Origin of the sequence: Burkholderia sp. 4M9327F10 (assembly GCF_005503145.1) — a bacterium.
GTDB lineage: Bacteria > Pseudomonadota > Gammaproteobacteria > Burkholderiales > Burkholderiaceae > Paraburkholderia.
The window spans coordinates 78,866-105,391 of sequence record NZ_SCNV01000019.1 but is presented as its reverse complement, the minus strand read 5'-3'; the positions used below and the strand labels follow the sequence as shown (position 1 = coordinate 105,391).

24 protein-coding genes are annotated in these 26,526 nt (G+C 60.7%); 10 read left to right on the top strand and 14 right to left on the bottom strand.

Going from position 1 to position 26,526, the window contains the following annotated elements:
• Positions 1-2: 2 nt before the first annotated feature.
• From FFS45_RS18805 to FFS45_RS18790, 4 genes are all read left to right on the top strand, one after another.
• Positions 3-1,073: an iron ABC transporter permease gene (locus tag FFS45_RS18805; protein ID WP_137956135.1), complete on the top strand. Its 1,071-nt coding sequence runs from the start codon at positions 3-5 to the stop codon at positions 1,071-1,073.
• Entirely contained in the window at positions 1,070-1,891 is an 822-nt protein-coding gene (locus FFS45_RS18800) for an ABC transporter ATP-binding protein (protein WP_137956134.1), read from the top strand. The genes FFS45_RS18805 and FFS45_RS18800 overlap by 4 nt, the downstream gene beginning before the upstream one ends.
• Positions 1,892-2,020: 129 nt before the next feature.
• Positions 2,021-3,160 (top strand): porin, encoded by a 1,140-nt coding sequence (locus FFS45_RS18795; protein WP_137956133.1) that lies wholly within the window; start codon positions 2,021-2,023, stop codon positions 3,158-3,160.
• A 111-nt stretch (positions 3,161-3,271) separates the two neighbouring features.
• A complete protein-coding gene (locus FFS45_RS18790; protein ID WP_137956132.1) occupies positions 3,272-3,748 on the top strand; it encodes an OsmC family protein in 477 nt (158 codons plus the stop codon).
• A 130-nt stretch (positions 3,749-3,878) separates the two neighbouring features.
• On the opposite strand, the gene FFS45_RS18785 is transcribed toward FFS45_RS18790, so the two are convergent.
• A complete protein-coding gene (locus tag FFS45_RS18785) occupies positions 3,879-4,613 on the bottom strand; it encodes an SDR family oxidoreductase (RefSeq protein ID WP_137956131.1) in 735 nt (244 codons plus the stop codon).
• A 109-nt stretch (positions 4,614-4,722) separates the two neighbouring features.
• On the opposite strand from FFS45_RS18785, the gene FFS45_RS18780 reads away from it, so the two are divergent.
• Positions 4,723-5,613 (top strand): LysR family transcriptional regulator, encoded by an 891-nt coding sequence (locus FFS45_RS18780; protein WP_137956130.1) that lies wholly within the window; start codon positions 4,723-4,725, stop codon positions 5,611-5,613.
• Between the two features lie 11 nt (positions 5,614-5,624).
• On the opposite strand, the gene FFS45_RS18775 is transcribed toward FFS45_RS18780, so the two are convergent.
• Positions 5,625-6,482, bottom strand: a complete 858-nt coding sequence (locus tag FFS45_RS18775) for a PhzF family phenazine biosynthesis protein (RefSeq protein ID WP_137956129.1) — start codon at positions 6,480-6,482, stop codon at positions 5,625-5,627.
• A 129-nt stretch (positions 6,483-6,611) separates the two neighbouring features.
• On the opposite strand from FFS45_RS18775, the gene FFS45_RS18770 reads away from it, so the two are divergent.
• The gene (locus tag FFS45_RS18770; RefSeq protein WP_137956128.1) at positions 6,612-7,742 is read left to right on the top strand and encodes a hypothetical protein; all 1,131 of its coding nucleotides are present in this window, start codon (positions 6,612-6,614) and stop codon (positions 7,740-7,742) included.
• A gap of 27 nt (positions 7,743-7,769) precedes the next feature.
• On the opposite strand, the gene FFS45_RS18765 is transcribed toward FFS45_RS18770, so the two are convergent.
• Entirely contained in the window at positions 7,770-8,390 is a 621-nt protein-coding gene (locus FFS45_RS18765; RefSeq protein ID WP_137956127.1) for a hypothetical protein, read from the bottom strand.
• Positions 8,391-8,559: 169 nt separating this feature from the next.
• On the opposite strand from FFS45_RS18765, the gene FFS45_RS18760 reads away from it, so the two are divergent.
• Positions 8,560-10,236, top strand: a complete 1,677-nt coding sequence (locus tag FFS45_RS18760) for a methyltransferase regulatory domain-containing protein (RefSeq protein ID WP_249362846.1) — start codon at positions 8,560-8,562, stop codon at positions 10,234-10,236.
• Between the two features lie 33 nt (positions 10,237-10,269).
• Here FFS45_RS18760 and accD read toward each other — a convergent pair whose 3' ends face one another.
• From accD to FFS45_RS18735, 5 genes are all read right to left on the bottom strand, one after another.
• Positions 10,270-11,136, bottom strand: a complete 867-nt coding sequence (gene accD / locus FFS45_RS18755; RefSeq protein WP_137956126.1) for an acetyl-CoA carboxylase, carboxyltransferase subunit beta — start codon at positions 11,134-11,136, stop codon at positions 10,270-10,272.
• A 33-nt stretch (positions 11,137-11,169) separates the two neighbouring features.
• Positions 11,170-11,973: a lipid II flippase Amj family protein gene (locus FFS45_RS18750; RefSeq protein ID WP_137956125.1), complete on the bottom strand. Its 804-nt coding sequence runs from the start codon at positions 11,971-11,973 to the stop codon at positions 11,170-11,172.
• A 117-nt stretch (positions 11,974-12,090) separates the two neighbouring features.
• Positions 12,091-12,555, bottom strand: a complete 465-nt coding sequence (locus tag FFS45_RS18745) for a hypothetical protein (RefSeq protein WP_137956124.1) — start codon at positions 12,553-12,555, stop codon at positions 12,091-12,093.
• Between the two features lie 130 nt (positions 12,556-12,685).
• Positions 12,686-13,078, bottom strand: coding sequence for a nuclear transport factor 2 family protein (locus tag FFS45_RS18740; RefSeq protein WP_137956123.1), 393 nt, complete (start codon positions 13,076-13,078; stop codon positions 12,686-12,688).
• A 6-nt stretch (positions 13,079-13,084) separates the two neighbouring features.
• Positions 13,085-14,014, bottom strand: a complete 930-nt coding sequence (locus tag FFS45_RS18735; RefSeq protein ID WP_137956122.1) for a LysR family transcriptional regulator — start codon at positions 14,012-14,014, stop codon at positions 13,085-13,087.
• A 167-nt stretch (positions 14,015-14,181) separates the two neighbouring features.
• On the opposite strand from FFS45_RS18735, the gene FFS45_RS18730 reads away from it, so the two are divergent.
• From FFS45_RS18730 to mmsB, 3 genes are all read left to right on the top strand, one after another.
• The gene (locus tag FFS45_RS18730; RefSeq protein WP_137956121.1) at positions 14,182-15,498 is read left to right on the top strand and encodes an MFS transporter; all 1,317 of its coding nucleotides are present in this window, start codon (positions 14,182-14,184) and stop codon (positions 15,496-15,498) included.
• Between the two features lie 72 nt (positions 15,499-15,570).
• Positions 15,571-17,097: a CoA-acylating methylmalonate-semialdehyde dehydrogenase gene (locus tag FFS45_RS18725; RefSeq protein ID WP_137956120.1), complete on the top strand. Its 1,527-nt coding sequence runs from the start codon at positions 15,571-15,573 to the stop codon at positions 17,095-17,097.
• A 45-nt stretch (positions 17,098-17,142) separates the two neighbouring features.
• Positions 17,143-18,027 (top strand): 3-hydroxyisobutyrate dehydrogenase, encoded by an 885-nt coding sequence (gene mmsB, locus FFS45_RS18720; protein WP_137956119.1) that lies wholly within the window; start codon positions 17,143-17,145, stop codon positions 18,025-18,027.
• Positions 18,028-18,101: 74 nt separating this feature from the next.
• On the opposite strand, the gene FFS45_RS18715 is transcribed toward mmsB, so the two are convergent.
• From FFS45_RS18715 to FFS45_RS18690, 6 genes are all read right to left on the bottom strand, one after another.
• On the bottom strand, positions 18,102-18,365 hold the full coding sequence (locus FFS45_RS18715; protein WP_137956118.1) for a PAAR domain-containing protein: 264 nt from the start codon (positions 18,363-18,365) through the stop codon (positions 18,102-18,104).
• 43 nt (positions 18,366-18,408) lie between these two features.
• Positions 18,409-20,055, bottom strand: a complete 1,647-nt coding sequence (locus FFS45_RS18710) for a DUF6396 domain-containing protein (RefSeq protein WP_249362845.1) — start codon at positions 20,053-20,055, stop codon at positions 18,409-18,411.
• 11 nt (positions 20,056-20,066) lie between these two features.
• A complete protein-coding gene (locus tag FFS45_RS18705; RefSeq protein ID WP_137956117.1) occupies positions 20,067-22,121 on the bottom strand; it encodes a phospholipase D-like domain-containing protein in 2,055 nt (684 codons plus the stop codon).
• A gap of 39 nt (positions 22,122-22,160) precedes the next feature.
• Entirely contained in the window at positions 22,161-24,893 is a 2,733-nt protein-coding gene (tssI, locus tag FFS45_RS18700) for a type VI secretion system Vgr family protein (RefSeq protein ID WP_137956116.1), read from the bottom strand.
• Positions 24,894-25,284: 391 nt separating this feature from the next.
• A complete protein-coding gene (locus FFS45_RS18695) occupies positions 25,285-25,926 on the bottom strand; it encodes a glutathione S-transferase family protein (RefSeq protein WP_137956115.1) in 642 nt (213 codons plus the stop codon).
• 92 nt (positions 25,927-26,018) lie between these two features.
• Positions 26,019-26,492 (bottom strand): GNAT family N-acetyltransferase, encoded by a 474-nt coding sequence (locus FFS45_RS18690; protein WP_137956114.1) that lies wholly within the window; start codon positions 26,490-26,492, stop codon positions 26,019-26,021.
• Positions 26,493-26,526 lie beyond the last annotated feature (34 nt).

Genomic DNA, 26,526 nt, shown 5'->3' with positions numbered 1-26,526 from the left:
TCATGTCGACTCTTCAGCATCAGGCTGTGGCGCACGGTTCGAGTGTGCGCCGCTACCGGCGTCTCACGCAGCAACGCGTCTTGTGGCTCTTCGCCGTCATGGCGCTTTGCGTTGGCTCGTTGCTGTTCGATCTGCGCACCGGGCCGTCCGGGTTGCCCTTGACGGCGCTGCTGCACACGGTCTTCGAGCATGCTTCAGCCGATCCGGCGACCCGTGTGATCGTCTGGCAGATTCGCCTGCCGTACGCGGTGATGGCGCTGCTGGTCGGGGCCTCGCTGGGCCTGTCCGGCGCGGAGATGCAGACCATCCTCAACAATCCGCTGGCGAGCCCTTACACACTTGGCGTATCGGCCGCGGCTGCGTTCGGCGCGTCGCTTGCGATTGTGCTGGACGTAGCGATTCCCGGCGTGTCACAGACCTGGATTGTCTCGGCCAACGCATTCGTTTTCGCGCTGCTCTCCGCGTTGCTGCTCGACTCCGTTGCGCGCTGGCGCGGCATGAATACCGCTGGCGTCGTGCTGCTTGGCATCGCGCTCGTATTCGCCTTTCATGCGCTCGTCTCGCTGATGCAGTTCATCGCCTCAGCCGATGCGCTGCAGGGCCTGGTGTTCTGGACGCTCGGCTCGCTCGCACGCGCCGACTGGCCCAAGATCGCGGTGCTGGCGATCGCGTTGGCGCTGGCCTTGCCGCTGTCGATGCGCAACGCCTGGACGCTGACCGCGCTGCGCCTCGGCGAAGACCGCGCGGCCAGTTTCGGCATCGACGTCAGGCGTCTGCGCCTCTCGACGCTGTTGCGCGTGTCGGTGCTATCCGCGCTTGCGGTGTCGTTTGTGGGCACGATCGGCTTTGTCGGGCTGATTGCGCCGCATATCGCACGCACCGTGTTCGGCGAGGACCACCGTTTCTATCTGCCCGGCAGCATGTTGATCGGGGCGCTGACGCTTTCGCTCGCCTCCATTGCGTCGAAGCTGATCATTCCGGGGGTGCTGATCCCGGTCGGCATCGTTACCGCACTGGTGGGCATACCGCTCTTTCTCGGCATTGTGGTGCGCTCGCAGGGGCAACTCGGATGAGCGGTCTTTGCATTCACGACCTGAGCGTGCGTTATGACAAACGTCAGGTGCTGACCTCGCTCGAAGCCGGTCCGCTGCCGCGTGGCCAGATCACCGCGCTGCTCGGGCCGAACGGCAGCGGCAAGTCGACCTTGTTGCGCGCGTTGGCCGGTCTCACGCGGGTTCATGGCGGCTCGCTGTCGCTCGACGGTGAAACGCTGGCCCTGTCTGCGGCAAGCGCCCGCTCGCATAGCGTGGTGTATCTGCCGCAGGCGCTGCCTGCCGGGGTGCGCCTGCAAGTGCTGGAATCGGTGCTGGTAGCGTGTCGCGCAACACGCGGATATGCGAGCGCGCTGGCGCGCTCCTCTGCGTACGCGGACGATCTCACACACGCTCACGCGATTTTGCGCCGGCTCGGTATCGAAGACCTCGCTGCGCGCTCGCTTGACGAGTTGTCGGGCGGCCAGCGGCAGCTCGTCGGCATTGCTCAGGCATTGGTGCGCGACCCGCAGGTGCTGCTGCTCGACGAGCCGCTCTCGGCGCTCGATCTGAATCACCAGTTCCACGTGATGCAGGTGTTGCGCGAGGTCACGCGCGAAAGCCGCATCGTCACCGTGGTGGTGCTGCATGACATCAACGCGGCAATGCGGGCGTGCGAACGCGCGATGTTGCTGCACGAGGGGCGCATCGTGCGCTTCGGGCCGCCGCCCGAAGTCATCACGTCTGCGACGCTTGGCCAGGTATTCGGTGTTGCCGCGCGTATCGAGCCTTGCTCGCGCGGCCACCATCAGGTTCTGATCGACGGTCTCGCCGTTCAGACGGGCATCGCCAGCCGTTAGCCGCATCTGCCGCACGGCCCAGCCAGCCTTCTTTTCAAGCAGCTTCTGATACGTGTCGCACGACGCCCTCGAACGGGGGCGTTGCGTGCTCGCGTGCATCGGCTGCACCATTAAAACTTCAGGACACAAATGAAGAAGACTCTTGTTATTGCCGTGTGTGCGGCGGGGTACGCCTGCGGGGCGCAGGCACAGTCGAGCGTCACGCTCTACGGTGTGATCGACGCTGGGCTTTCGTATACCAGCAATCAGAAGGGCCACAGCGCGTGGCAAGCGGGCAGCGGCGATGTGACCGGCAGCCATTGGGGTGTCGCCGGGAACGAGGATCTTGGCGGCGGCACGAAGGCGATTTTCAAGCTTGAAAATGGCTTTAGCGTGATGAACGGTACGGCCCGCCAGGGCGGCCGCGAGTTTGGCTATCAGGCATATGCGGGTCTTTCGAACAACAGCCTTGGCACCGTGACCTTGGGGCGCCAATATGATTCAGTGGTGGACTATGTTGCGCCGCTTAGCTTTACTGGTGTTCATCCGGGCGGCAACAATCTGTCCGCGCATCCGTTCGATAACGACAACCTGAATAACTCGTTCCGCGTCAACAACTCGGTGAAGTTTGCCAGTAACTCGTACGAGGGGCTGCAGTTTGGCGCGCTGTACGGCTTTTCGAACGAAGCGGGCGGCTTCGACGACAACCGCTTGTATAGCTTCGGCGCTGCCTACAATGCGGGTCCGTTGAGCCTTGGGGCAGGCTATCTGCAGGCGAACAATGGCGGCAGCAGCAACACGAACGGCGCGCTGACCTCGACCGATCGCACGTTCATCGCAGCACAGCAGCGCACCTATGGCGCAGGCGCCCATTACACGCTCGGCGCAGCGAAGTTTGGTTTTGTCTGGACACGTACCCAACTGGGCGGGCTCGATACGATCAACGGAGCGAACAGTCTCGGCCTGACGCAAAACGGTCAAGGGGCAAGCTTCAATAACTATGAGGTGAACGCGAGTTACGCGCTAAGCCCGGCGCTTCTGCTAACCGGTGAATACACATACACGGACGCGTCGCTTTCCACGGCAAGCGGCGAGCATCATCCGAAGTGGCATGAGGTGTCGGTCCAGACCGACTACTTCCTCTCCAAGCGCACCGACCTGTATGTTCAGGCGAGCTATCAGCATATTGCTAGCGATGGTTCCGGGCTGACGGCCGACGTGAGCGGGCAGGCCATGTCGTCGACGGATCAGCAGGTGGTGGTGGGAGTGGGGATGCGGCACAGGTTCTGAGCGCTCGATGCGCTCGGTGTTGAGATTCGCGGCGTTGCTTGCCAGGCCGCCGCTTTATGCCCCGCGCCACGGGATCTACGAGATAATGCGTCCAACCTGAAGGAGAACGGCATGGCGCATGGCGAGCACAAGTACCAGGTCTCAGTACAGTGGACCGGCAATCGCGGTAGCGGCACATCGGGTTATCGCGACTACGGACGCGATCACACGATTAGCTCCGGCAGCAAACCGGACATTCCGGGCTCGTCGGACCCGGCCTTTCTCGGCGACGCCAGGCGCTGGAATCCCGAAGATCTGCTGGTTGCTTCTGCATCGGCGTGTCACAAGCTTTGGTATCTGCACTTGTGCTCGGACGCCGGCATCGTGGTGCTGGACTACCGCGATCATGCGGAAGGCACGATGGTCGACGGCGCGCAGCACGGCCAGTTTACGCAGATCGTGCTGCACCCGCATGTGACGATCCGCGCAGGGGATGACCGCGAGCTGGCCGAGCGTCTGCACCATACGGCGCACGAGAAATGCTATATCGCGAACTCGCTCAATTTTCCGATTGTCTGCGAGCCGAGCATCGAGTACGCCGCGGCCTGAGGATTTGCGAACAGCGCAACGGGCAAACCGCTTCCTGTATCGCGCGTACCGTAGGTCTTCGGCTTGATGAAGCCCTAAGGTGCCGGCTAAGAACTTCGAAAGAAAATTGCCGGCACCCCAGGCACTTCAATCAGACCAGCACACCGCCGCCGTCCACGGTAAAGGTTTGGCCCGTGGCATAGCGGTTCGTCATCAGATAGAGGTAGGTCTGTGCGAGGTCCTCTGCTTCGCCTACACGGCCCACCGGTAAGGCCGCTTCACTCGCCGCGTAGAGCGATGCCCGCTCGGCTTCGGACATACCGGCCCAGAGCGGCGTGCGCACCAGGCCCGGACTCACCAGATTGACGCGGATAGGCGCCAGCTCCACCGCCAGGGCGCGCGTGATGCCTTCCATGGCGCTGCACACGCCCGCGAGGGCGACCCAACCTTTATGCGGCCTTTGGCTGGCCACGCCGCTGGTGAGCACCACGGAGCCGCCCGTACGCAGATACGGCGCGGCATGCTTGACGGCCGCAATCGCTCCGAATACACGCACTGCGAAGGAGCGACGGACCGTGTCGAGGTCCATGTCGGCGAACGGTCCGATTTGCAGCGAATCCCCCGCGCTGTAGACGAGATGGTCGAACGCACCCAATTGTTCGAACAGGCCGCGCACGGCTGCTTCGTCGTTGAGATCGACGGTGTAGCCTTCGGCCCGCTCGCCGAGCGATGCGACGGCTTGCGCGACACGTTCGCTGCGCGACGAAACCACGACGACCGAGGCGCCCGCCGCGAGTGCGGCATGGGCGGTGGCAAGGCCAATGCCGGAGGTGCCGCCTACGAGGACGACGCGTTGATGCTGGAGATTGGTGCTGGCGAGAGTCATGGGGAGTCCCTGAAGTGGAGTGCGACTGAAGCACTGACCCGAGTATCATTCGTAACGCCAGCTTGATAAATGCGGCAGTTCTTCAGACACTCCTTAGCAGGATTTGCGAATGGATCGATTCACCAGCATGAGCATTTTTGCTCGCGTGGTTGAACGCGGCAGCTTTGCCGCTGCGGCCGAAGGCAGCGGCATGACGCCCACGATGATCGGCAATCACATTCGTGAGCTGGAACGACGCCTCAAGGGACGCTTGCTGAACCGCACCACGCGGCGCCAGAGCCTCACCGAACTCGGCAAGCGCTACCACGCGCGATGTCTGGAAATCCTCACGCTGGTCGACGCCGCCGAGCTGGACGCGCGTGAGATGCAGAACAGCCCGCGCGGCCGGTTGCGGGTCAGTGGTCCCGTTATCTATGGCACAAAGGTGCTCGTTCCGGCGCTGGCCCTCTACCTGGACCGCTATCCCGAGGTCGAGGTGGATCTGTCGCTCAACGACCGCATTGTCGATCTTGCGGGGGAGGGTTTTGACGTGGCGGTCCGTGTTGGCGTATTGCCCGACTCAGGTTTGATTGCGCGGCCTCTACGTCCTTCAGCGCGTATCGCCTGTGCGTCGCCGGCTTACCTCGCGCGCCATGGGCATCCGCAGACACCGGGTGAACTGGCGCGGCACCACTGTCTCGCCTTCATGTTCGCCGGCGGGCCAGAGCGCGAGTGGCGCTTTACTCGGCCTGACGGCCGTGGCGCGGAGCATATTGCAGTATTCGGCCGGCTGGATGTGAATGGCGGCCTCGCATTGCGCGAGGCCGCGCTTGCCGGCCTCGGGGTCATCTATCAACCCCAGATGATGCTTCAGGAGGATCTGGACGCAGGGCGGCTTGTCCGTCTCTTCCCCGACTGGCCAGCACCGGTCTGGCCGATCCATGTCGTGCATCTGCCCGATTCACGCATGCCGCCCAAACTGGTGAGCTTTATCGAATTTCTTCAGGAAACGCTCGGGTAGCGCGTATGCCCCTACACCGTGACGACGCCGTGTCCGAGCTCGATCACACGACCGCCAACCCGTATTTCGCCGCTGGCGCTCACCGAAAGGTGCAGCAACGAAGGGCGGCCGGTGGCTTCACCTTGCTCCACCCGAAAAGTGGCTGGCAATGCGTGCCGGTTGACGATCAGCCAGCCACCCAGGTTCGCGCACGCCGAGCCGGTGCCCGGGTCTTCGAGGACGGCGCCTTGCTTCACGAAGAAGTAGCGGGATATCACCTTGCCTGGATTTTCCGGGTCGAACGCAAACACGTAGGCCGTCTTGCGGCCGAGATTGCTTTGCGGCCAGCTATTCAGACGTGTGCCGTCGGGGCGTACCCGCCGCACGGCGTCGATGCTTTTGAGCGCGATGAGCAACTGATGCGCACCGGTATCGATCCATACGGGTGCGGCAAGCACGTCGTCTTCATGCAGACCGAGCAGGGCGGCCGCATCGGCACCCGACAGTTCGCAGGCGGCGGTCTTCGGTTGTCCCGCGTGCGGTGCGGCGAATGTCCACACGTCGCCGTCTGCGTGCACGGGCACAACTCCGGCCTTGAACTCGAGTTTGAGGTCGTCGCCGGTCTTGAAGAGGTTCCGTACTACCTGTGCGGTGCCAAGCGTGGGATGCCCGGCAAACGGCATTTCGTAGCCGGGCGTGAAAATGCGCACTCGTGCATGGGCGTGCTCGGACGGCAAGATAAATGTCGTCTCGGAGAGGTTGAACTGGGCAGTGAGCGCCTGCATGGTCGAGTCGTCCATGCCGCGTGCGTCTTCGAACACGCAAAGCCCGTTACCGCTGAAGGTCGACTCGGCAAATACGTTAAGCAGGCGGAAAGCGTAAGTGGCCATTCAATTCTCGCGTTGGTGAAATGAGGCGCAGGGGGCGTGAGGCCAAAGCGCTGTCAGGACTGTCCGTTTACTTCGGGTATGGCGAGTTGTATCATGTTTTCTCATCAAATATGAGAATTCTCAAGATCAATGAGAAAGCCTGAGACAATCGATCCGGACCCGTGGCATTTTCCCCGGCCCGAGCTGGCAGAGAGCTATCTGAAGGCTTTTCATCTGAAACTCTCGTCGGCCCGCGGTCTGTTCGCGCGCCGGCGCATGGGCAAGACCGAGTTCCTGCGCCGCGATCTTTTACCCGCGGCCGTCTCGGCAGGCTATCTCATAGCCTACACGAACCTTTGGGACAACCGTTCCGCGCCGGATATCGCGCTCGTGGCTGCCTTGACCGATGCGCTGGAGCCGCAGGGCGTGAAGTCGGTGCTCGCGAGGCTCCGCCAGCCGGTGAAGAAACTCAAAGCCAGTGCGTCGGTTCCCGGCGGTATGGGGGCCGCGCTGGAGGCTGAACTCGCCCAGGCGAGCGTCGACAAGGCGGAAGCCTTGCGTGAGGTTCTCAAGCAACTGGACCGCCAGAAAAAGCCTCTCCTGCTGGTGATCGACGAGGCACAGGTGCTCGCTCGCGCACAGCACAGCGATTTCGCGCATGCGCTGCGCGCCGCGCTGGACATCCGCAAGGAAAGCATCAAGGTCATTTTCGCCGGCAGCTCCGAAACCACGCTGCGCGAGATGTTCGCCCGCGCATCGGAGCCGTTCTATAACTGGGCTCCGCTGGAGGCTTTCCCGTTGCTTGGCGACGAGTTCGTCGCCTTCACCATCAAGCTGATGAACAGCATGGCCCGGCACAAGCTTACGCTGGTGCAAGGCAGGCGTGCGTTCGATGAGTTGCATCGCACGCCCGAGTTTTTCAAGCGCTTCATCGAGCGGTACATGCTCTACCAGCCGCAGGGTGATGAGGCGGCGCTGACTCACACAAAAGCCTCGGTGTTCTCCGACGAGCACTTCCTGAAGCAGTGGACCGAAATGAATCCGGCAGACCAGGCTGTGATTACGATGCTATCCCAGGGGCAATCCGATCTGCACGCGAGGGAAGGTATGGCGAAGCTGTCGGCAATGCTCGGTAAGCCCGCGACGAGAAACACCGCTGGCCATGCGCTGCGACGCCTGCAGTCGGAGAACATGGTGACGCGCCTCGCGCTAGGGGACTACCGTGTCGAAGATGAAGCCTTCGCCGAATGGATTCGCCGCCGTACTGCACCTAAGCGCTGAACTCACATTCGCTTTCGTCAAGCGCTCTCAATGCAAGGACAGGATGAGCGGTTGGCGCCGTACCGGCAACGCCCTGCGCGAATAAAAATGCTCGATGCACAGGCCGTACAGCGCGCTGATCCAAAGGACAGCCCCAGCGGCAAAGCAGGAAGCGGCATGATCAGGCCGGCCGGCTGCGATAGACGAATACACGAGGACCGCCACAATCAGCGCGCTGCCGGTCAGATAATGCGGCCGGTGCCGCAGCATTTTGCCCATTGAGAGGCAAGCTGCCGCCATCAGCAGCATGGCGGATTCCGGAAACCAGTCAGGATAACCAATTAAGTCGAGTATAAAAACGAGATTGAACAACAGTCCGGCGACGCACAGTAGGGCTTCCATGAGCATGCCACAGCTTGCAGCGCTCCCAAAGCTCATCAACCGGCGCGCGCTGATTGAAGCATTGGCCATTTGATCGCCGTGTCCAGCGCGGTAGTCACACAACGTCCACAGGAAAATCACGGTGCCGCTGAGCAGGACCAGCAATAGCGTCGACAGGTCGTGAGCGTTCTTCTGCAAGCACCAGCCAATCATCCAGGCGGTTCCGGCTGCACTGAACACCATCCGGCTCTGTTGCTGGCCGGGCTGAATCGAATCCATATGCTTCATCGCAAACTCCTCGAAAACATGAGATGCCGGCCTATTGTGCGGACCAGCCGTAAACGTCAGGTGTTGTCTGGCATTTGCAGAATACTCTATTACACAGAGTATTCTGAGTCAAACCAATTTTTTGACTTGCGATGTGAGCACGTGGACTTGAACCCAGCCCCCATTGCCTTTGCATTCCACCCTTCACACCGGTATCGTATGGGGCTTCGTCGGCGCCGCTGCGCCGACCATCTGCGGAGCCAATACCGGCCGCCGCGCAACGAGCGAGAGCCAGGACGTGGGCGAGTGGGACACCGGTTATGTTGATGAGATTGCATACACGTTCGGCTATTGCGATGAACTGAATCCGTTACGGCTGAGACTTCCCTTGCTGCATGCAGGACTGGCCGCGCCGACCGTGCACACAGCATGCGAGCTGGGCTTCGGCCATGGCGTGAGCGTCAATATTCATGCAGCCGGTTCGAGCGCGCGATGGTATGGCACGGACTTCCACACGCCCCATGCGAACTTCGCGCAGCAACTCGCGGACAACGCCGGGTCGCAGGCTCAGTTGTTTGGGGAACGCTTTTCGGAGTTTTGTGCGCGCGACGATCTGCCGGATTTCGATTTCATCGGCATGCACGGCGTCTGGAGCTGGGCCTCCGACGAAAACCGCGCGCTGCTTACCGATTTCATCGAGCGCAAGCTCAAAACCGGTGGCGTGCTCTACCTGAGTTACAACACCCAGCCGGGTTGGACAGCGATGCTCCCTGTGCGCGAATTGATGCATCAGCATTATCAGCTCGCAGCGCGCTCCGAATCGCAAGGCGGCGCACCTGCCGACGAGCGCATACAGGCCCGCATTCAATCCGCGGTCGGTTTCGCGCAGGCTGTATTTGCGACACAACCCGGCTATGCGGTGGTCAACCCGTTGCTGGCGGAACGCGTGGAGGCGTTGTCGCGCGAAAGCGCAACCTACCTCGCGCATGAGTACTTCAATCGTGACTGGCATCCCATGCCGTACTCGCAGGCGGCGTCATCGCTGATGGCAGCGGGTCTGACTTATGGGGGCTCAGCCGACTATCGCGATCATGTCGACGAGCTCAACCTCACCGCGGCGCAGCGCACATTGTTGGCGGGGATTGCCGACACGGGTTTGCGCGAGACGACGCGCGACTTCTGCTTGAACCGCTCGTTGCGGCGCGATTACTGGGTCAAGAATCCCCGCACACTCGGTGACGGTGATCGTGAGGCGGCACTGCGCGCGCATCGCGTGATCCTTGCGTTGCCGCGGGCGGCCGTTGTGCTCAAGGTGCGCGGTGCGCTCGGCGAGGCGGTGCTGCCGCAAGCGCTGTACGCTCCGATTCTCGATGCGCTGTCCAATCATTTGCCGGCCACGCTGTCCGAGATCGAGAGCCGTGTTAGCACACACGGCATCACCCTTGCACAGATTGTCGAAGCGGCGATGTTGCTGGTCAGCATGGGCGCATTGCTAAACGCGCAGGATGACGCGCAAACCATCGCGGCTCAACCGTCGGCAGCGCAGCTAAATGCGGCGATCTGCGAACAGGCGCGCGATCGTGATGCCGTGCAGTTTCTGGTGAGTCCGGTTTCGGGATCTGGAATTTTCATGCCGCGGGTCGCTCAACTGTTTCTGCTGGCGAGGCGAAATGGTGTGCAGCAACCGGCGCAATGGGCTGAATTTGCGGCAAGCGTGTTGCGTGAGGCTGAGCAGAGGATCCCGGCAAAAAACACAGCGGCCGATGCCAGTTCGGCGGCAGAGCCCTCGTTGGCCGAACTGACCGTGAAAGCCTGCCGCTTTGCCGAGGTTCATCTGCCGGTCTTGCAGGCGTTGCGTATTGCGTGAGAAGGGCGTGAGAAGGGTCTGAAAGGATGTGGCTTAGTCCTCAGCCGGTAGCAGCATCAGCAGTGCGATGAGGCGCGCGATTTCGGCGCGCATCTCGCGGCGGTCGACGATCATATCGATAGCCCCTCGCTCCAGCAAAAACTCGGGACGTTGATAGCCCTCGGGCAACGTCTCGCGCACGGTCTGCTCGATGACGCGTTCGCCCGTGAAAGCGATCAGGGCCTTGGGTTCGGCGATCACGACGTCGCCCAGAAACGCGAAGCTTGCCGAGACGCCGCCCGTGGTCGGGTCCGTGAGCACCGAGATGAAGGGCAGCCGCGCGTCCGCCAGCCTGGTCAAGATCGCCGTCGTCTTGGCCATTTGCATCAGGGAATAGACGCTTTCCTGCATGCGCGCCCCACCCGACGCCGCGATGCAGACAAACGGCATGCGCTGCTCCAGCGCCTCCCGAACCCCGCGCACGAAACGCTCGCCGACGGCCGAGCCCATTGAACCGGCCATAAAGGAAAAATCGAAACATGCGGCGACCACGGGAATCGAGTGCATCGCGCCGCTCATCACCACAAGAGCGTCGGTTTCGCCCGTGTTTTCCAGCGCTTCACTCAAGCGGTCCGGATAGGTCCGGTTGTCTTTGAACTTCAACGGGTCGACGGGAAGGATCTCGCGGCCAATTTCGCGGCGGCCCTCGGCGTCCAGTAAATGATCAAGACGTTCCCGGGCGCCGATAGGCATGTGATGGCTGCATTTCGGACACACACGAAGATTGGCCTCCAGGTCGTTCCGATACAGTACGGTTTCGCAAGCGGGGCACTTCAGCCATAAACCTTCCGGCATGACCTTGCGGCGCTGCGGATCGGTTTGCTTGATCTGCGGTGGCAATACCTTGTCGAGCCAGTTCATACTCTCTCCAGTATTCGCTTGGTCGTCGCGGAGCTAGATCGCTTCTGCCACCCTGACGATCAATAGCGCTGCGGGAATCAGCATCGCCTGCGCGAGCACCGTGCCCGCCACGCGAGCGCCAATCAGCGTCGTGATTGCGCGGCGGAACCGGTTCTCGGTTACACGCCCTTCAATCACATCGTCGGTCATGACCGAAATCTGCGGATCGATGATAACCGTCAGCACGATGGTCGCAAACCCGTTAGTGACCGACGACAGATTCGCGCAGGTCACGCGCAACTCGGGTTTCAGAAATCCGGCGTAGAGCGAGGCGAACACGCCCACCGTCCACAGCGCCATCGCCAGCACATTCAATACGATCACCTTGCATGAGACACCGGATCCGCTCGCCAGTTGCGTGACATTGGTTCGCGAGGGAAGGCGCGCACCATGGCGAATGTAAGCAATTCCACCGCGGCTGAACGCATGCAGCGCGAGACGGGGGACAGAGCGGTGGGCCTGGAAGTGGACTACGGCGCGGCTGAAATAGCGCTGAAAAGTGGGAATGAGGAGCGCGCCGACAATTGTGGCGAGCGTTGCGGCAAGCAGCAGCAGACGAAAATCGCCGAGCATGCCCTGCTCGATATGATGCGCAAGATCATCTTCGACGCGCTTCGCCAGAAATGGGCCTTGAAACGAATTCGCAGTGCGGGAAACGAGGGCGATGATGCCGAAGAGTGCAAACGAGACGGCAATCCGCCTGGTGCGAACGCCCGCAATGCGTACTGCATAGGCCAGCGTGGCGATGACATGAATGACGAAGGTGAGCGCGCAAATAATCAGTAGCTGGGTGTCCATGATCAGGGCGGTAGTCGTCGCCCTCGCAGTCTACCTGACGCCTGGATGTCGTCGGTAATGACACCCGCGGCCCGCACGTATGAAGCGTTTTGCCAGAGATTCGCCGCCGGCTGAGCTTCAGGCCCGCTTGCGGTTGACGGCGTGATACGGCTCACCGGCGGTGAACCGGTCGAGCCGGTCGCTGGCCTCGGTAATGGCCCACATTGGCGCCTTCTGCAACTGATAGTCATACACCGTCACGATCGCCGCGAATACGTCGTAACCGCCTTTATCGAGTACCCATTCGCCCGTCGTGCGGCCGCGCTCGAAGCAGGCCGCGCTATATGCGTCTGCTGTGCGCAGCGCCTCGGACGTTAGCGTTCCGTAACCCGCCTCGACAATAAAGGCGACCAGCAGCATCGCCTGGGTTACCGTCTGGGCGGCGCTGACGCTGCCTTTGGCGCGCCGCAGCGCATCGAGCGCGAGGTGGACCTGAAGGGCAAGCCCGTCCGCGGTGCCCCTCGGAAGCGGCAGCAGCATAGCCTTGGCAGCGCGTGCGCGAGCGGCCTGGGTGTTGCCGGAAAACGGAATTGTCTTGGCCATGAGCGGGGTCGTTAAGGATTGGCAGATGCAATAACGGCCTCTCAGCCAAAAGCTTAAGCCCCATTTATGCTGCACTTTGTTGCATTGGTCATATGCCCCATCTCACGAGCGTGCCGCCCGCGGCGCGGGCCTAGACCAGCGGTTCGACGAATTGCTGGCGGTCGAACGGCGCTTCGTAAGGTTCGGGCCAGAATTCAACCATCCTCGCGATCTTGCCGTGCGTCACTGTAAAGAAGGAAATAGCTCGCGCGACTTGCACCCCGTCGGTAATCGACACGTCCGATACCGCGTCTTGCTCGCCACAGACGAGACGGTTGAGCGTGAACGTCCACGGGCCGTGTGCCGGATAGGCAGTATTGAGCAACGCGAAATTCGTGGCGCCTCTGATCCGCTCGTTGGACTGCGGCCATTCGAGCACGAAATCGTCGGCCATGACCGACGTCGCGGCATGAAAGTCATTGGTAGCCATGAGCCGCCAGAATTCCCGGACTACGTGAGCAGTAACTTCAATTGTGCCGGTCATCTGCTTTCAAGCCTCGACGTATTGCATATGGGGGGATTCGCCCATGAGAAGCGCCCGGTTCGCATCCGCCGCGGCGCGCAGATAGTCCCACAACGAAGTGATGCGCCGCAGCTTGCGCAGGTCCTCACGGCAGCAGAGCCAGAAATGCCGCGTCACCGTGATCTCGTCGGGCAAGATGGGCTCGAGCAGCGGATGCGGCTCCGCCATAAAACAGGGCAGTATGGCGAGCGCGTTGCCTTGCAGTGCAGCATGATATTGGGCGATCACACTGGTGCTGCACAGATTGGCGGTCGTGTTCGGAATGGTCCGGTCCAGATAAAGCAGCTCGCGGCTAAAGGCGAGATCCGCCACGTAGCTGATAAAGGCATGGTCGCGCAGGTCCGCAACCGTATTGACGGCCGGATGGCGCTGCAGATAGTCGCGCGTGCCATATAGCTTGAGACGGTAGTCGCACAGTTTGGTGTAGACATACTGGCCGCGCTCGGGCCGCTCCAGCATGATGGCCAGATCGGCCTCGCGCTTGGAGAGACTCACGAAATGCGGAACGGGCAGCAGGTCGATCGAAATATCCGGATGCTGGCCCGTAAAGCGCGCCAGTTGCGGCGACAAAAAGAAGCAGCCGAAGCCTTCGGTGGAGCCGATCCGTACGTGTCCCGATAGCGAGTGGGCACCACCCGTGAACTGTTCCGCCGCGGATTGAACCGTGGTCTCCACGGCGTCGGCATAGGCGAGCAGGCGCTGCCCATCCGTGGTCAGCACGAAGCCGTCGGCCCGTGACTTGTCGAACAGCACGGTGCCGAGGGCGGCCTCCAGCTCCCGCACACGGCGCGCGACGGTGGTGTGGTCCACCCCCAGACGCCGCGCCGCGCCGCTTGCCCGTTGGGTCCGCGCCACCTCGAGGAAGTAGCGCAGGTCATCCCAGTTCACGCTTTGCATCCAGTCTCCTTGTTGTGTTTTTTCGCATATCGGATGGGCTTTTTCGTCTCTATACCGTGGATATTCGAATAACTATACTCGGAGACGAGCCGCTGGAACAACCACGGCACAGGCGGCCCGCGCCATCCGCGTGACAGGCAAGCCTGATAAATATCGGAGACAACAGGATGCAGATGCAATCGACCCCCGACCGGGCGGCAGTTGCCGCACCGCTTCAGAGGAGCGCCAGGGATTACCTGATCGCAGGGTGGGCCAGCATGGCCGGCACCACGATCGAATGGTATGACTTCTTCCTGTACGGCACCGCCGCCGCGCTCGTATTCAACAAGATCTTCTTTCCCACGCTCGATCCGATCCTCGGCACGTTGGCCGCGTTTGCGACCTATGGTGTGGGCTTTATCGGCCGTCCAATGGGCGGCATCGTGTTCGGCCACTTCGGCGACCGCATCGGCCGCAAGTCGATGCTGCTGGTCACGCTGTTGCTCATGGGTATCCCGAGCATGGTGATCGGCCTGATTCCGTCGTATCAGAGCATCGGCTACTGGGCCGCTGCGTTGCTGGTGGCAATGCGCTTTCTGCAAGGCATGGCGGTTGGCGGCGAGTGGGGCGGCGCCGTGCTGATGGCGGTGGAGCACGCGCCGCCCGGACGCAAAGGATTTTTTGGCAGCCTGCCGCAAACCGGCGTGGGCTTCGGGCTGATCCTCTCGTCTCTCGCCATGGCCGCCGTCACCGCCTTGCCGGAAGCGGATCTGCTTGCATGGGGCTGGCGCATTCCGTTTCTCGCCAGCATCGCGCTGGTCGTGATCGGCTGGGTGATCCGCGTGCGCGTGCCGGAATCGCCGGATTTCGAACGGGTGAAAGCGCTCGGCAAACCAGTCAAGGCGCCTATTCTCGACGCCATGCGCCGCCATCCGCGCGAACTGCTCATCATCATCGGCGCACGGGCCGCGGAGAACACCTGGTTCTATCTGGTCGTCGCATTCGCGCTGGCCTATGCCGCCAATCAGTTGAAGATCCCCAAGGCGAGCATCCTGCATGCGATTACCGCGGGCGCCGTGCTGTCGCTGTTCACGATGCCGTTTTGCGGCTACCTGAGCGACCGCGTCGGCCAGCGGCGTCTGTTCCTGATCGGCCTCGTCATCATGTGCCTGTTCGCAGCGCCGTTCTTTGCGATGCTCGGCACTCGCGATCCGCTTACCGTCTGGTGGGCGATGGTGCTGGGCGTGGGCGTTGTATTCCCGATTCTGTATGCCCCCGAATCGCAGTTGTTCGCTTCGCAGTTTCCGGCTGAGATTCGCTATAGCGGCATCTCGCTGTCGGTGCAGATTGCCGGCGTGCTGGGCGGCGGCATCGCCCCGATGATTGCCACCGCGCTGCTCGCGGTGGGCGCCGGCCGGCCGCACTACGTGGTCGTCTATATGGTGGCGCTGGGCGTCGTCGCGTTGATCTGCACGTTGTTGATGCGGCCGCGCGTGAATGACTAGGCCGCTCTAGCCCACTGACCTTACTTATCCATACGAAGCCAATCCATTCGAACCCAATCAGGAGAGTCGATCATGAATGCTGTTACCCAGGCGTCCAACGTGAACGTCAGCACGGTCAAGCTGTTGATTAACGGCGAGTTCGTCGAATCGAGCACGCGCGAGTGGCGCGATATCGTGAACCCGGCCACCCAGGAAGTCCTGGCGCGCGTGCCGTTTGCGACGGTTGCTGAAGTGGACGCTGCGATTCGTGCCGCGCACGCCGCGTTTGCTACGTGGAAGAACACGCCGATCGGCGCCCGCATGCGCATCATGCTGAAGTACCAGGCGCTGATCCGCGAGCATATGCCGCGCATTGCAAAGACGCTGTCGGCAGAGCAGGGCAAGACGATTCCCGATGCCGAAGGCGACATCTTCCGCGGCCTCGAAGTGGTCGAGCACGCCTGCTCGATCGGCACGCTGCAACAGGGCGAGTTCGCTGAGAACGTCGCGGGCACCGTCGATACCTACACGCTGCGTCAGCCGATTGGCGTGTGCGCCGGCATCACGCCGTTCAACTTCCCCGCCATGATTCCGCTGTGGATGTTCCCGATGGCGATTGTGTGCGGTAACACCTTCGTGCTCAAGCCCTCGGAGCAGGATCCGTTGTCGACCATGCAGCTAGTCGAACTGGCGCTCGAAGCCGGCGTGCCGAAGGGCGTGCTGAACGTGGTGCATGGCGGCAAGGAAGTCGTGGATGCGCTGTGCACGCATGAACTGGTGAAGGCGGTCTCGTTCGTCGGCTCGACGGCAGTGGGGACGCACGTTTATCGCCTCGGCAGTGAACACGGCAAGCGCGTGCAATCGATGATGGGCGCGAAGAATCACGCCGTGGTGCTGCCCGATGCCAACCGCGAGCAGACGCTGAATGCGCTCGCCGGCGCCGGGTTTGGCGCGGCCGGCCAGCGCTGTATGGCGACTTCGGTGGTCGTGCTGGTGGGCGCGTCGCAGCAGTGGCTGCCGGATCTGGTCGAGAAGGCGAAGACGCTCAAGGTCAACGCGGGCAATGAAGCGGGCACGGATATTGGCCCGGTAGTGTCGCGCGCAGCCAAGCAGCGCATCCTCGGCCTGATCGAAGCGGGTGTGAAAGAGGGCGCAACGCTTGCGCTCGACGGCCGCGATGTCAAGGTGCCGGGCTATGAGGACGGCAACTTTATCGGCCCGACGATCTTCACGAACGTCACGACCGAAATGGAAATCTACCGCACCGAAATTTTCGGGCCGGTGCTGGTGGTGCTGAGCGTGCCGACGCTCGATGAAGCAATTGCACTCGTCAACCGCAATCCGATGGGCAACGGCGTGGGGCTCTTCACGCAGAGCGGCGCTGCGGCGCGCAAGTTCCAGAGCGATATCGACGTGGGCCAGGTTGGGATCAATATTCCTATTCCGGTGCCGGTGCCGTTCTTCAGCTTCACCGGTTCGCGCGGTTCTAAGCTGGGCGATCTCGGCCCCTATGGCAAGCAGGTCGTGCAGTTCTACACGCAGACCAAGACGGTCACTGCACGCTGGTTCGACGACGCAACCGTCAACGACGGCGTCAATACGACCATCAGCCTGCGCTAAGCCGGCAGCGCGAGGAATCCTGGAACAAGAAGGGGAGACGCAATCATGAAGATCGGTTTTATCGGACTCGGCAACATGGGCGCGCCGATGGCGCACAACCTGCTGAAAGCCGGCCATACGGTGAACGTATTCGACCTGAACGCCCAGGCGGTGCAGGCGCTCGTCGATGCGGGCGCCAAGGCAGCGAGTTCGCCGAAGGCGGCGGTGACGGATGTCGAATACGTCATCACCATGCTGCCCGCGGCGGCTCATGTGCGCAGCGTGCTCACCGCGGACGACGGCGTGCTGGCGGGCATTGCGAAAGGCGTGACGATCATCGATTCGAGCACCATCGACCCGGCGAGCGTCAAGTCGTTCGCTGAGCTCGCCGCCCAGCACGGCAATGCGTTTGTCGATGCACCGGTATCGGGCGGCACGGGCGGGGCGGCGGCAGGCACGCTGACGTTCATGGTGGGCGGCGGTGCCGAGGTGTACGAGCAGGTCAAGCCGGTGCTTTCGGCGATGGGCAAGAACATCGTCCATTGCGGGGATACCGGCACGGGGCAGGTGGCCAAGATCTGCAACAACCTCGTGCTTGGCATCACGATGGCCGGCGTCGCGGAAGCCATGTCGCTGGGTGCGGCGCTCGGAATCGATCCGAAGGTGCTGGGTGGGATCATCAACACGTCCACAGGACGCTGCTGGAGTTCGGATACCTACAATCCGTTCCCTGGCGTGATTGCAACGGCGCCGTCGTCGCGTGGTTATACGGGCGGTTTTGGCACGGATCTGATGCTGAAGGATCTCGGTCTGGCCACCGACGCAGCGAAGCAGGCCCACCAGCCGGTTTATCTCGGTGCGCTCGCGCAGCAGCTGTATCAGGCGATGAGTACCAAGGGCGCTGGCCGGTTGGATTTTTCGGCTGTGATCAAGCTGTATCAGGCGGACTGAGCCTGGGGTGGTGACGGGAACGCTCGCCTGGCGTTCTGGATGCGCCGGGCGGGGGTGACGCGTGCTCGAACACCTCAAGGCATGGACAACGTCGCCGCCCGGCTCACCAGCGTACAGCCGCAACTCGCATGATGCCCGTGCAACGCTACGGGGCTGCCGCCGACCATGCCGGCCTCGTCGCCCTCCGAGATGGTCTGCGTGCCATGCTCCTTGCACTCGACCGTGTCGCCCTTGCGAGCGATCTGTTTGCCATCCACGAGGTCCGCGCTCGAACCCGTCGTGACAGTACCGCCGTGTGGGGTCAGTGTGTCGCCTGTTACTATGACCTGACGAACCATCGATTTCTCCCTGTCGAATGCGGCATCGTGCCAGAGCACCCGCTCACAGGCCGATAGCATAGATGCCGGGCATGCCGGTTTCCGCGTTTGGACTGCCTAGATACGTCCACTGTACATCGCTGACCGTGATGTCGATGAGGCGTTCACTGGGGGACGGGAAGGCATGTCCTTCTTCGACGAATGCCTGCTGCTCCCAGCGGTTGTACAGCAGGGCCAACGGATGATTCTCGGCTACACAGCCTTCCCATATCCCGGTTTGTGGGCAGCGCTGCTGACCACTGCGCCGTATCGACGATTCCGATCCAGGAATCTCGCGCAGCAGCCCGACATCGATCAGATGCCTGAGGAAATCGTCCCGCTGCGGTGGCACGGCGAACGCCTCCCCGAGGTAATGCCACTGCACCTGATCGGCGCTGAGCCATTCGAATGACGACGCCTCGAAGCGCTCGCCTGCCTGATATCGCTCGGGCATGTTCCGGCGAGCGGGAATCAGTTGGGTTCCAGGAGGAGTGGTCGAGCCATACATCGTGAGCCAGTAGCCATCTCGCGGCACGTTCTGGTCGCCTGTTACTACAATCGAGCTTTGGTTCAGGGAGGGTACGGCGTAGCCTGGCGGGATGAATTCGCGCCCTTGCAGCGCCGCGCTCTGCTTCGCTTTGGGCGGGGACGTCACTGCCTTCGCACCATCGATCAACGTCTGCACGTTGCCGTCCCACTTCGGTAGCGGTGCTGGCGGTAGCGGCAGAACCTTGTCCAGGTTCGGTAGTTTGAGGCGTCCGTCATAGAGCTTCAGGATATCGCGGATCTTGCCATATCGTTGCGCACGCGCCTTGTCGATGTGGCCAACCAGGTTAGTCCCGTTGTCGAGGTCCATGCCATCAAATTCTGGAACAAGGCTATCGGCGCACTTTGCACTTCCGAGTTTCACGCCCTCGTGCAAGGTTTTAAGCGCCCGGAGTTTGGCCTCGTTTGTATTAGGTCTTGCATAAATCAAGCCAAGTTTTTCCGCAGCATCTCCGTACCCTTGAGCAAAGGCACATTCAAGCATCTTCGTGCCAACAGGCAAGTTGCCCCAGAAACCCTCACTGGGGTTGTCGTACGTTGCTGCCAGCTTGTATCCCAAGAAGGTCATTGCGGCGGGGCTGCCCATATCCGCTGCTCGCTGGAAAAATGCATAAGCACTCGTGGCCCCCCCACCTTTGACCAATCCATTGAGGTGATATACCCCCATCCGGTCATATGCATCGGGGATACCGAGCTTCATCGCCTTCTCGACCCATTGGATTGCAGCCTCAGGATCATGTTCCGGCACACCGGCGCGGTTACTCAGAATCAGCGACGCAAGATTCAGCATTGCTTTCCAGTTGTTTCGATCTGCTGCCTGCAGGTAAAGTTGATACACCTTCGCATAGTCGATCTTATCGATTGGTACATTGGGATCATCCATCGTCAATGCCTGCTGAAACCACATCTCGGACTCCGGATCGGGCGACGGTATCTGTTGAGCCTCATATATGCACGTGAAGTCCTTGCGATGCGGGTCAAAGAGCGGCAGTTTTTCGTAACGTGGCTGGTCAGACATGGCAATGGTCAATTTGTTACCCAGTGAGGTCAGGGCGCCTGCATGAGCTGAAGCTATCAGCAGCAAGGCAGTGGTAGCAATACGTAACACATTGAAGAGTGCTTTCATGCAGGGTCCGGTTAGACAGCAGTATCGCTTGTCGATGGTACGGAGATCGAACCGTACAGTGTCGTGGTGGAGCGGTGATCTTCGAAAGGCAGGAGGAATCCAGTCATCGCTTGCGTGCCCGCTTGCTGGATGTCCTGGTTCTTGCTCATCCGGCGGTTCCAACTGCTGAATGCGTCCGGCAGATCTTTCGGATCGCCACTGTATTTGATGTCACCACCGTAATGTAAGGCGAACACACGCTGACGCAGGTCGCTGGCATAGAGTGATCCCGTCGCCGCAATATTGATTTCGCTGTCAACTGACATGCTGCGCTGACTGAGATTGGCACTGCCCACGGTGATGAAGGCGTCATCAATGATCATCAACTTGGAGTGAATGTAGATTTCGCGATAGGCCATGTTGTGGTCCGCATCAGGCCCGCTCGTGCGTAACCGCGCGATGCTCACTTCCAGACCCGCGGTTCGTTCAAGGTCATCCGCACTGGGACGATCAAGTACCTGGCCATCGCCTCTTTTACCTTGGTCATAGACAAAATCGAGTTTACCCTGATCGGCCAGACCCGCCTGTTCAGGCGTTGATGTGCCATCCCCAAGTAAGGCTAGCGAATCATACGTACGCGGCATCATCTCCGCTCGCTCCGGGTGCGGAATCACGATGAACATATACAGTCTCTGCATCTCTGCGATGCCCTTCTGCGACTTGCTGGTCCACTCGCTCACGTGCGTCTGGCGGTGATGTATCAGATGCCGCACAAACTCCGGGTAGAAGAAGTACTGGTTTTCGATATAGATATAGTTGCGCGCACTACTGGTTGCCTGGAAATAAACTTCCTTGATGGATTTTTCCTTCTCGCGGGCCTGCGTGCGCACGATCTGGACAAGATGCGCTGGACTTCCCGCCACCTTTGGAATCTTCGCGGGCGGCTCCGGCGGCGTCGTGTACGGGAGCTCGTGACCGAGTGCATCGGCCCATCCGTTCTCGAAATTGAAGTGCAGTTGCGCAAGCGCTGGCCCTTGGACCCGGCATGCATAGTCCTGATAGGGGCGGCCGTGCACATAGTGTTCGTGACCTTCGCCGTGTTGTGCTGCTGGCTTCGAAAATCTGTCTTTTGCGCCTTGGTAGAGCCGGGTTGCCAGGTTGTCATTGTTCGGGGCTTGCTGCGTTGACAACTCGTGGTCCAGTTCGTCACCGATCAGTTTGTCCGACAGCACTTCACGCTTCGGGTCATCGACCGCATGCGCGGTGCGGTCCCAGTAGTCCGTTACTGAATTCAGACCCATGACGTAGCCCACCGCCTTGCTGCCGCTGTCCCAGTCATAGTCGATGAGGATCGGTTTCTGGTGGTGCGTTCCGTATTTTTCCTCCTGGCTTTTTTCATCGGTGAAGCCTGTCTGACTGACGGGTTGATCCTCTTCAGCGGGCGTGACTGCCCGCAAGGCCGTCGCATCAGCCTTCGACACACTGCGAAGGACAACCTGCAACTGTGGGTTCGTTCCACCGCCACTCCTACCGCTCTGGCCGCCTGGTAAATTCGCTTTCCACCAGTCAATGCAGTATTGATTGCGACTCGAATCCTTATACGGTGGGTTCTGCTGCAACTTGTAGCGTTGAATTGGGTGTCCCAGGCCGGAAACTGGAACGTCAGTAAGTCCGGGCATGTTGTTCTGGACCTTGGACCCGTCGTCGTCATACCAGATCAGCAATCGAACGGTGACAGGGTTCTCCTTGCGCGTCGTGATTTCGTCGAGCAGTTCTCCGTAACGGATGCCGCGCGGCCATGTGTCGCCTGCGCGCTCCAGTTCCATGCCCGGATCAAACCCCCAGCAGACTATATCGACCGTGGCCTTGGCTTCCCTCAGGTCTTTCGCGATGTGCCCAAACCCGTCTTCGCCGCAGATCATAAAGCTCAGGGTGTTACCCCTGGTAATCGGGCACGTATCGTCTCCGCCTCTTTCCTTGATGTCTCTATGCTCAAGGAGAAACTGAAGCGCATTTTTCGCCTGCCTGGTCTGCTCATCGATAGCGACCTTTGCATGCCTGTGAGTTTTGAGTGGGAAGCCTGCCACGTTTGCGTCCTCATTGATAAATAGCGGAGAGCATCGCGATCAGATGTACCGCTCGCCCGCATTGCTAAGCTGGTCGACATGCTCGGGATCAGGTTCGAGCGCGTCTTTCACGTTCAGGTTATATTCCGCGCCGTTGCTCAGTCGTGCCGTGTAGGCTGGAGTACCCGCCTGGTGGTCCTTCACAACTATCCGGCCAAATTCGTCCGTGACACCCTCACCGATCTTTGTGCCGCCCTTATACAGATCGTATGGTTCGCTAACGACCTGCTGCCCTTCGCCCGGCAACTGCTGGAGCGCAAAGTGCAGTTGTTCCTTCTCCGGCGGCAGTGCCGGAATGTTCGGCGTACCGACACTGTCAGGCCCAGTGAACGTCCGGCTTGCCGAATGCACCTCGAAGCCACCCGACGTGCCGCTCCTGATTTGCCCCGAAGTCCAGCGGGTATAGCTGCCGCCACCGTTGATCTCAACCTCCTGCTGCGCGCTGATCGTGATCTTGCTGGCAGTCACCGTGACGTTCAGCTTTGCCAGCAGGTTGATGTTGTCCTTGAGCGCCTTGATATCGATGTCGCCGCTGGCCGCGATCAGTCGCATACCGGCCTGGTAGACGAACAGGCGCAGCGCGTTGCGCGCGCTGGCGAAGAAACCGCCGCCTGTGCTCACCGATACGTGCTCGCCGGCCGTGACCGCGGTCGTCTTGCCGCTGCTAAGGTGGATCAGTTCCGGCGTGTTCACCGCAACACCTGAGGGACTCGACAGCACCAGATGGGGTTGCTCGAACTGCTTCAACGTGCCGCCGCCCTGAATGCCTTTCGCCTGGGCTTTCAAGGTGCTGGCCACAGCCTTCTGTTCACCGTCCTGTGCGCCCGCCGACTGCGCGGACTGGGCAAGACTCGCCGCAGTGTCCTGGGCGTTGGCCAACTGCAGGTTGACCTCGTCAACGCTGAATGCGTCACCGGTTGCGCCTGAGCGTGGGTGGGTCGTCAACAGCAGGCCGCGCGCACCGCGTACCGCGGCAATGCCGTCCGTGCGCAGCTCTGCGCCTTCGCCCCGTTTCTCGCCTCGGCCGGCCGGCTCGCTCACGCGCGTGATATACCCCATGTGCAAACCGGATTCGAGGTGGTCGCTGCGAATCTGCGTCTGCACCTGCCCCTGGGTATCGTCTTTCAACCAGACATTGTTTTGCTCCCCGCCGAATTCCTTGCTGACGAAGCCCGACAGCGCCTGCTGTGCCGGAAGGTTCCACTGCGGCTGGTTCGTGCCGTTGCCTACGCGGGCCGTGATGAGTGGCCTGTCGGGATCGCCGTTGAGGAACGGCACGACCACTTCATCCCCGATTCTCGGTAGCTGAATGCCGCCAAAGCCTCCGCTGGCCCATGGCTGCGCAACGCGTACCCAGCACGAGCTACGCTCGTTGCGCTGACCGATCCGGTCCCAGTGAAACTGCACTTTCACCCGGCCGAGTTCGTCCGTGTAGATCTCCTGGCCTTTCGGCCCGACGACGGTCGCCGTCTGCATGCGCATGTCGGGCTTGTGGTGTTCAAACGGGCTGCGATAGGGCACTGACTTGCGCTGTGCCTCGATCTCGACCCGGAAAAAACCTTCGGAGCCGTCCTGATGCAGCACCTTGAATTTCGTATCGCCTTCGTGAGCTGCCCGGGCTTCGGCTACCTGCTCTTGCAGACTGTACGGAAAGTTCGAATGGTGATTCGATACCGGAATGTTGTTCTCGATCAGCCACACTGTTTCTATCACCGCGAACTGCCGCCTGTCGGCGGAATCACGGTCATGCTCCGGGTGTCCTGCCAATTCGAACCACCGGCCTGCATCGATTCCACGTACACCGCCGACACCATAAAACCGTTTGCCGCGCGACTCCCATTCCTCCATGCGGATTTTCGTCAGATGGTCGCCACGGTCCTGCTTAAGGTACGTGTAGGGTCCGGTGTACTCGTACACCTCCAGTTGCTCGGGCATCTCCTGCGATAACGTCGGGACGTTGGTGCTCTTCGGATTTGCTACAGTCGAGGGGCTCTTATAGTCGAAGGTTCGTGTTGCAAGGACGGTGCTATGCAGGGAGCGCACGCTCGACCAGTGAACCAGCGCATCGACTTCGCTGTTTGTGCCGTAGCGGGAAAACTGAACCGTCTGTGTGGTGAGCGGCTCGCACGTGTCCAGGCGATCCGTGACGGTCAGCATGTGCGATCTGCCATCTGCACCTTGGCTCCAGATGCCGAACAGGCCTTCTTCTTCCATCAGCCGGTGGACGTAGTTCCAGTCATCTTCGTATTGCACGCAATACGAGCGTGGTGGCAGCGGTTTCGAGAGTGCAAATCGGAACTGGCCTTTCGCCTGGGCATGTTCGTTAAATACGTCGCTCAGGATTTCGTCGACAGGCGTGTCTTGCCAGATGCGCTGGTCGCGGCGGAATTTAAGGAAATTCATCCACGACGCGAAGCTGATCTGGTAACTGGTCAGTCCGCCTTCTGATCCCAGTCTCCGAACCGCATAAACATAACCGTGATGGGGGAGGTAGGATTTATTCGCCTGCAGGACCCAGAGTGTAACGGGCTGGCCGAGCAGTTTTTTCAGCTTGATGTTGCCGTTAATCGACAGCACGTCGAGAGTGAAATCGAAATGCCGGCCAATGCGCGACCGACCCACCGCGCACTGCGGCAGCAAAGTGTTGCTTCCCAGTGGCGTGTCGAGTTTCAGCAGCCGGTCTTGCTGGATCAGTCCGCCCTGGATTGCCCTCACGATGTCCTGCGCGCTCATTTCCCACCCCTTTATTACTTTTGCATATTTATTGTCATCAATGTGACATGGGCTTTCCAGCGCGATTCTACCGCCTGTTTGACGGTCCGTTATCAGTGATACGGCCGTTTAGGCAATCGTCCAATACGAAATACCAGTCGCATACCTGAAAACGACCGAATCCCATCAATTTTCGACATGAATCCGTGGGCAGTCGTTTATGGCATATATCTCATGCCAGATAGATAGAGATAGGTTTGCGGCTGGCTTGCTGTTAGCGTGCGAAAGATAGAGGGGGATAAATTTCCGATTAATTTTCGTTCATGAAGTAATTGTTGCCTGTTGTCACATTATTAACTTTCTATCTCATATGATTTGGCATCGAAGTCTCTTTCCCCAACCCCGGACCCACTCAACTCAGCATCGGCGTCAGATCAGGATCTCCCTTTTGCATCGCGCGGCGATAACCCTCACGGGCGCCGATACGCTGCAAATACGCCAGAATGTTGGCAAAGGGCGATATATCCATAGGCAGGAACAGCCGCATCGTCGTAAGCGAAAACACGGTGACAATATCCGCCGCCGTAAACACATCGCCCGCCAGATAGTCTTTCTCACCCAGGCGCTTCTCGACGAGCCCCATCGCCAGATCGAGGCGACCTGTGACCCACTTCAGCAGCGGATTGTCCGCCGGCAGATCGACCCGGCCCAAGATCATGCTGCGCCCCAGATTGGGCTGCAACGAGCCGTTCGCAAAGTGGAACCAGTACAGATAGTCGGCGAACGTGGGATCGGTTGTGGCTGGGACGAGGCCGCCGTTGCCGTACTTCGTCATGATGTATTCCATGATTGCCGTGGATTCGGCGAGCACGAGATTGCCGTCGGTGATGATCGGCGCCGTGCCTAACGGATGCAGCGCCTTGTATTCAGGGGGGCCGAGCCGGGTGACGGGGTCGCGGGCGTAAAGCTTGAGTTCGTACGGAATGCCAAGTTCTTCGCAAAGCCATACGATTCGCTCAGACTGCGATTTTCCGAGATGGTGGACGGTCAGCATGCCATTTCCTTGGTAGAGAGGGTTCGAGTTGCGCAACGCTGGCCGCGCGAGGCGGATCAGATCCGCCCTCCGCGTGGCGAGCCCGGGCGGTCCTATGTCGCCGTCAGGTCCAGTTCGAGAAACCGCGTACCCTCGACGGGATTGAAGACGTAGGCCGGAATATCGACGAAACCGAGCGACGCGTAGAGATGTTGGGCCGTCTGCATGGTTGGAAGCGTATCGAGGCGGATTCTGGTGTAACCGGTCTCTTTTGCGAACCGCAAGACATGTTCAGCCAGGCGCTTGCCGAGTTGTTCACCTCGCCCCGCGGGACGTACGTAAAGACGCTTCATTTCGCATACTGTCTCATCGAGTGCACGCATCGCCACGCAGCCGATCACGTTCGCGTCGCGCCAGGCGAGCAGGACACAGCCTCGCGGTGGCGTATATTTTCCGGGCAGGTCTGCGAGTTCGGCAGCGAAATCCTGGAAGCTCAGGTCGATTCCAAGGCTTGCCGCGTACTCGCGAAAGATGGCGCGAACCGCTTCGAGGTGTTGCGGGAATTGCGCCTCGCAGATTGAAGTCATTCGGGAATTGGGTCTTTGCGGTGCGCAATCCAAG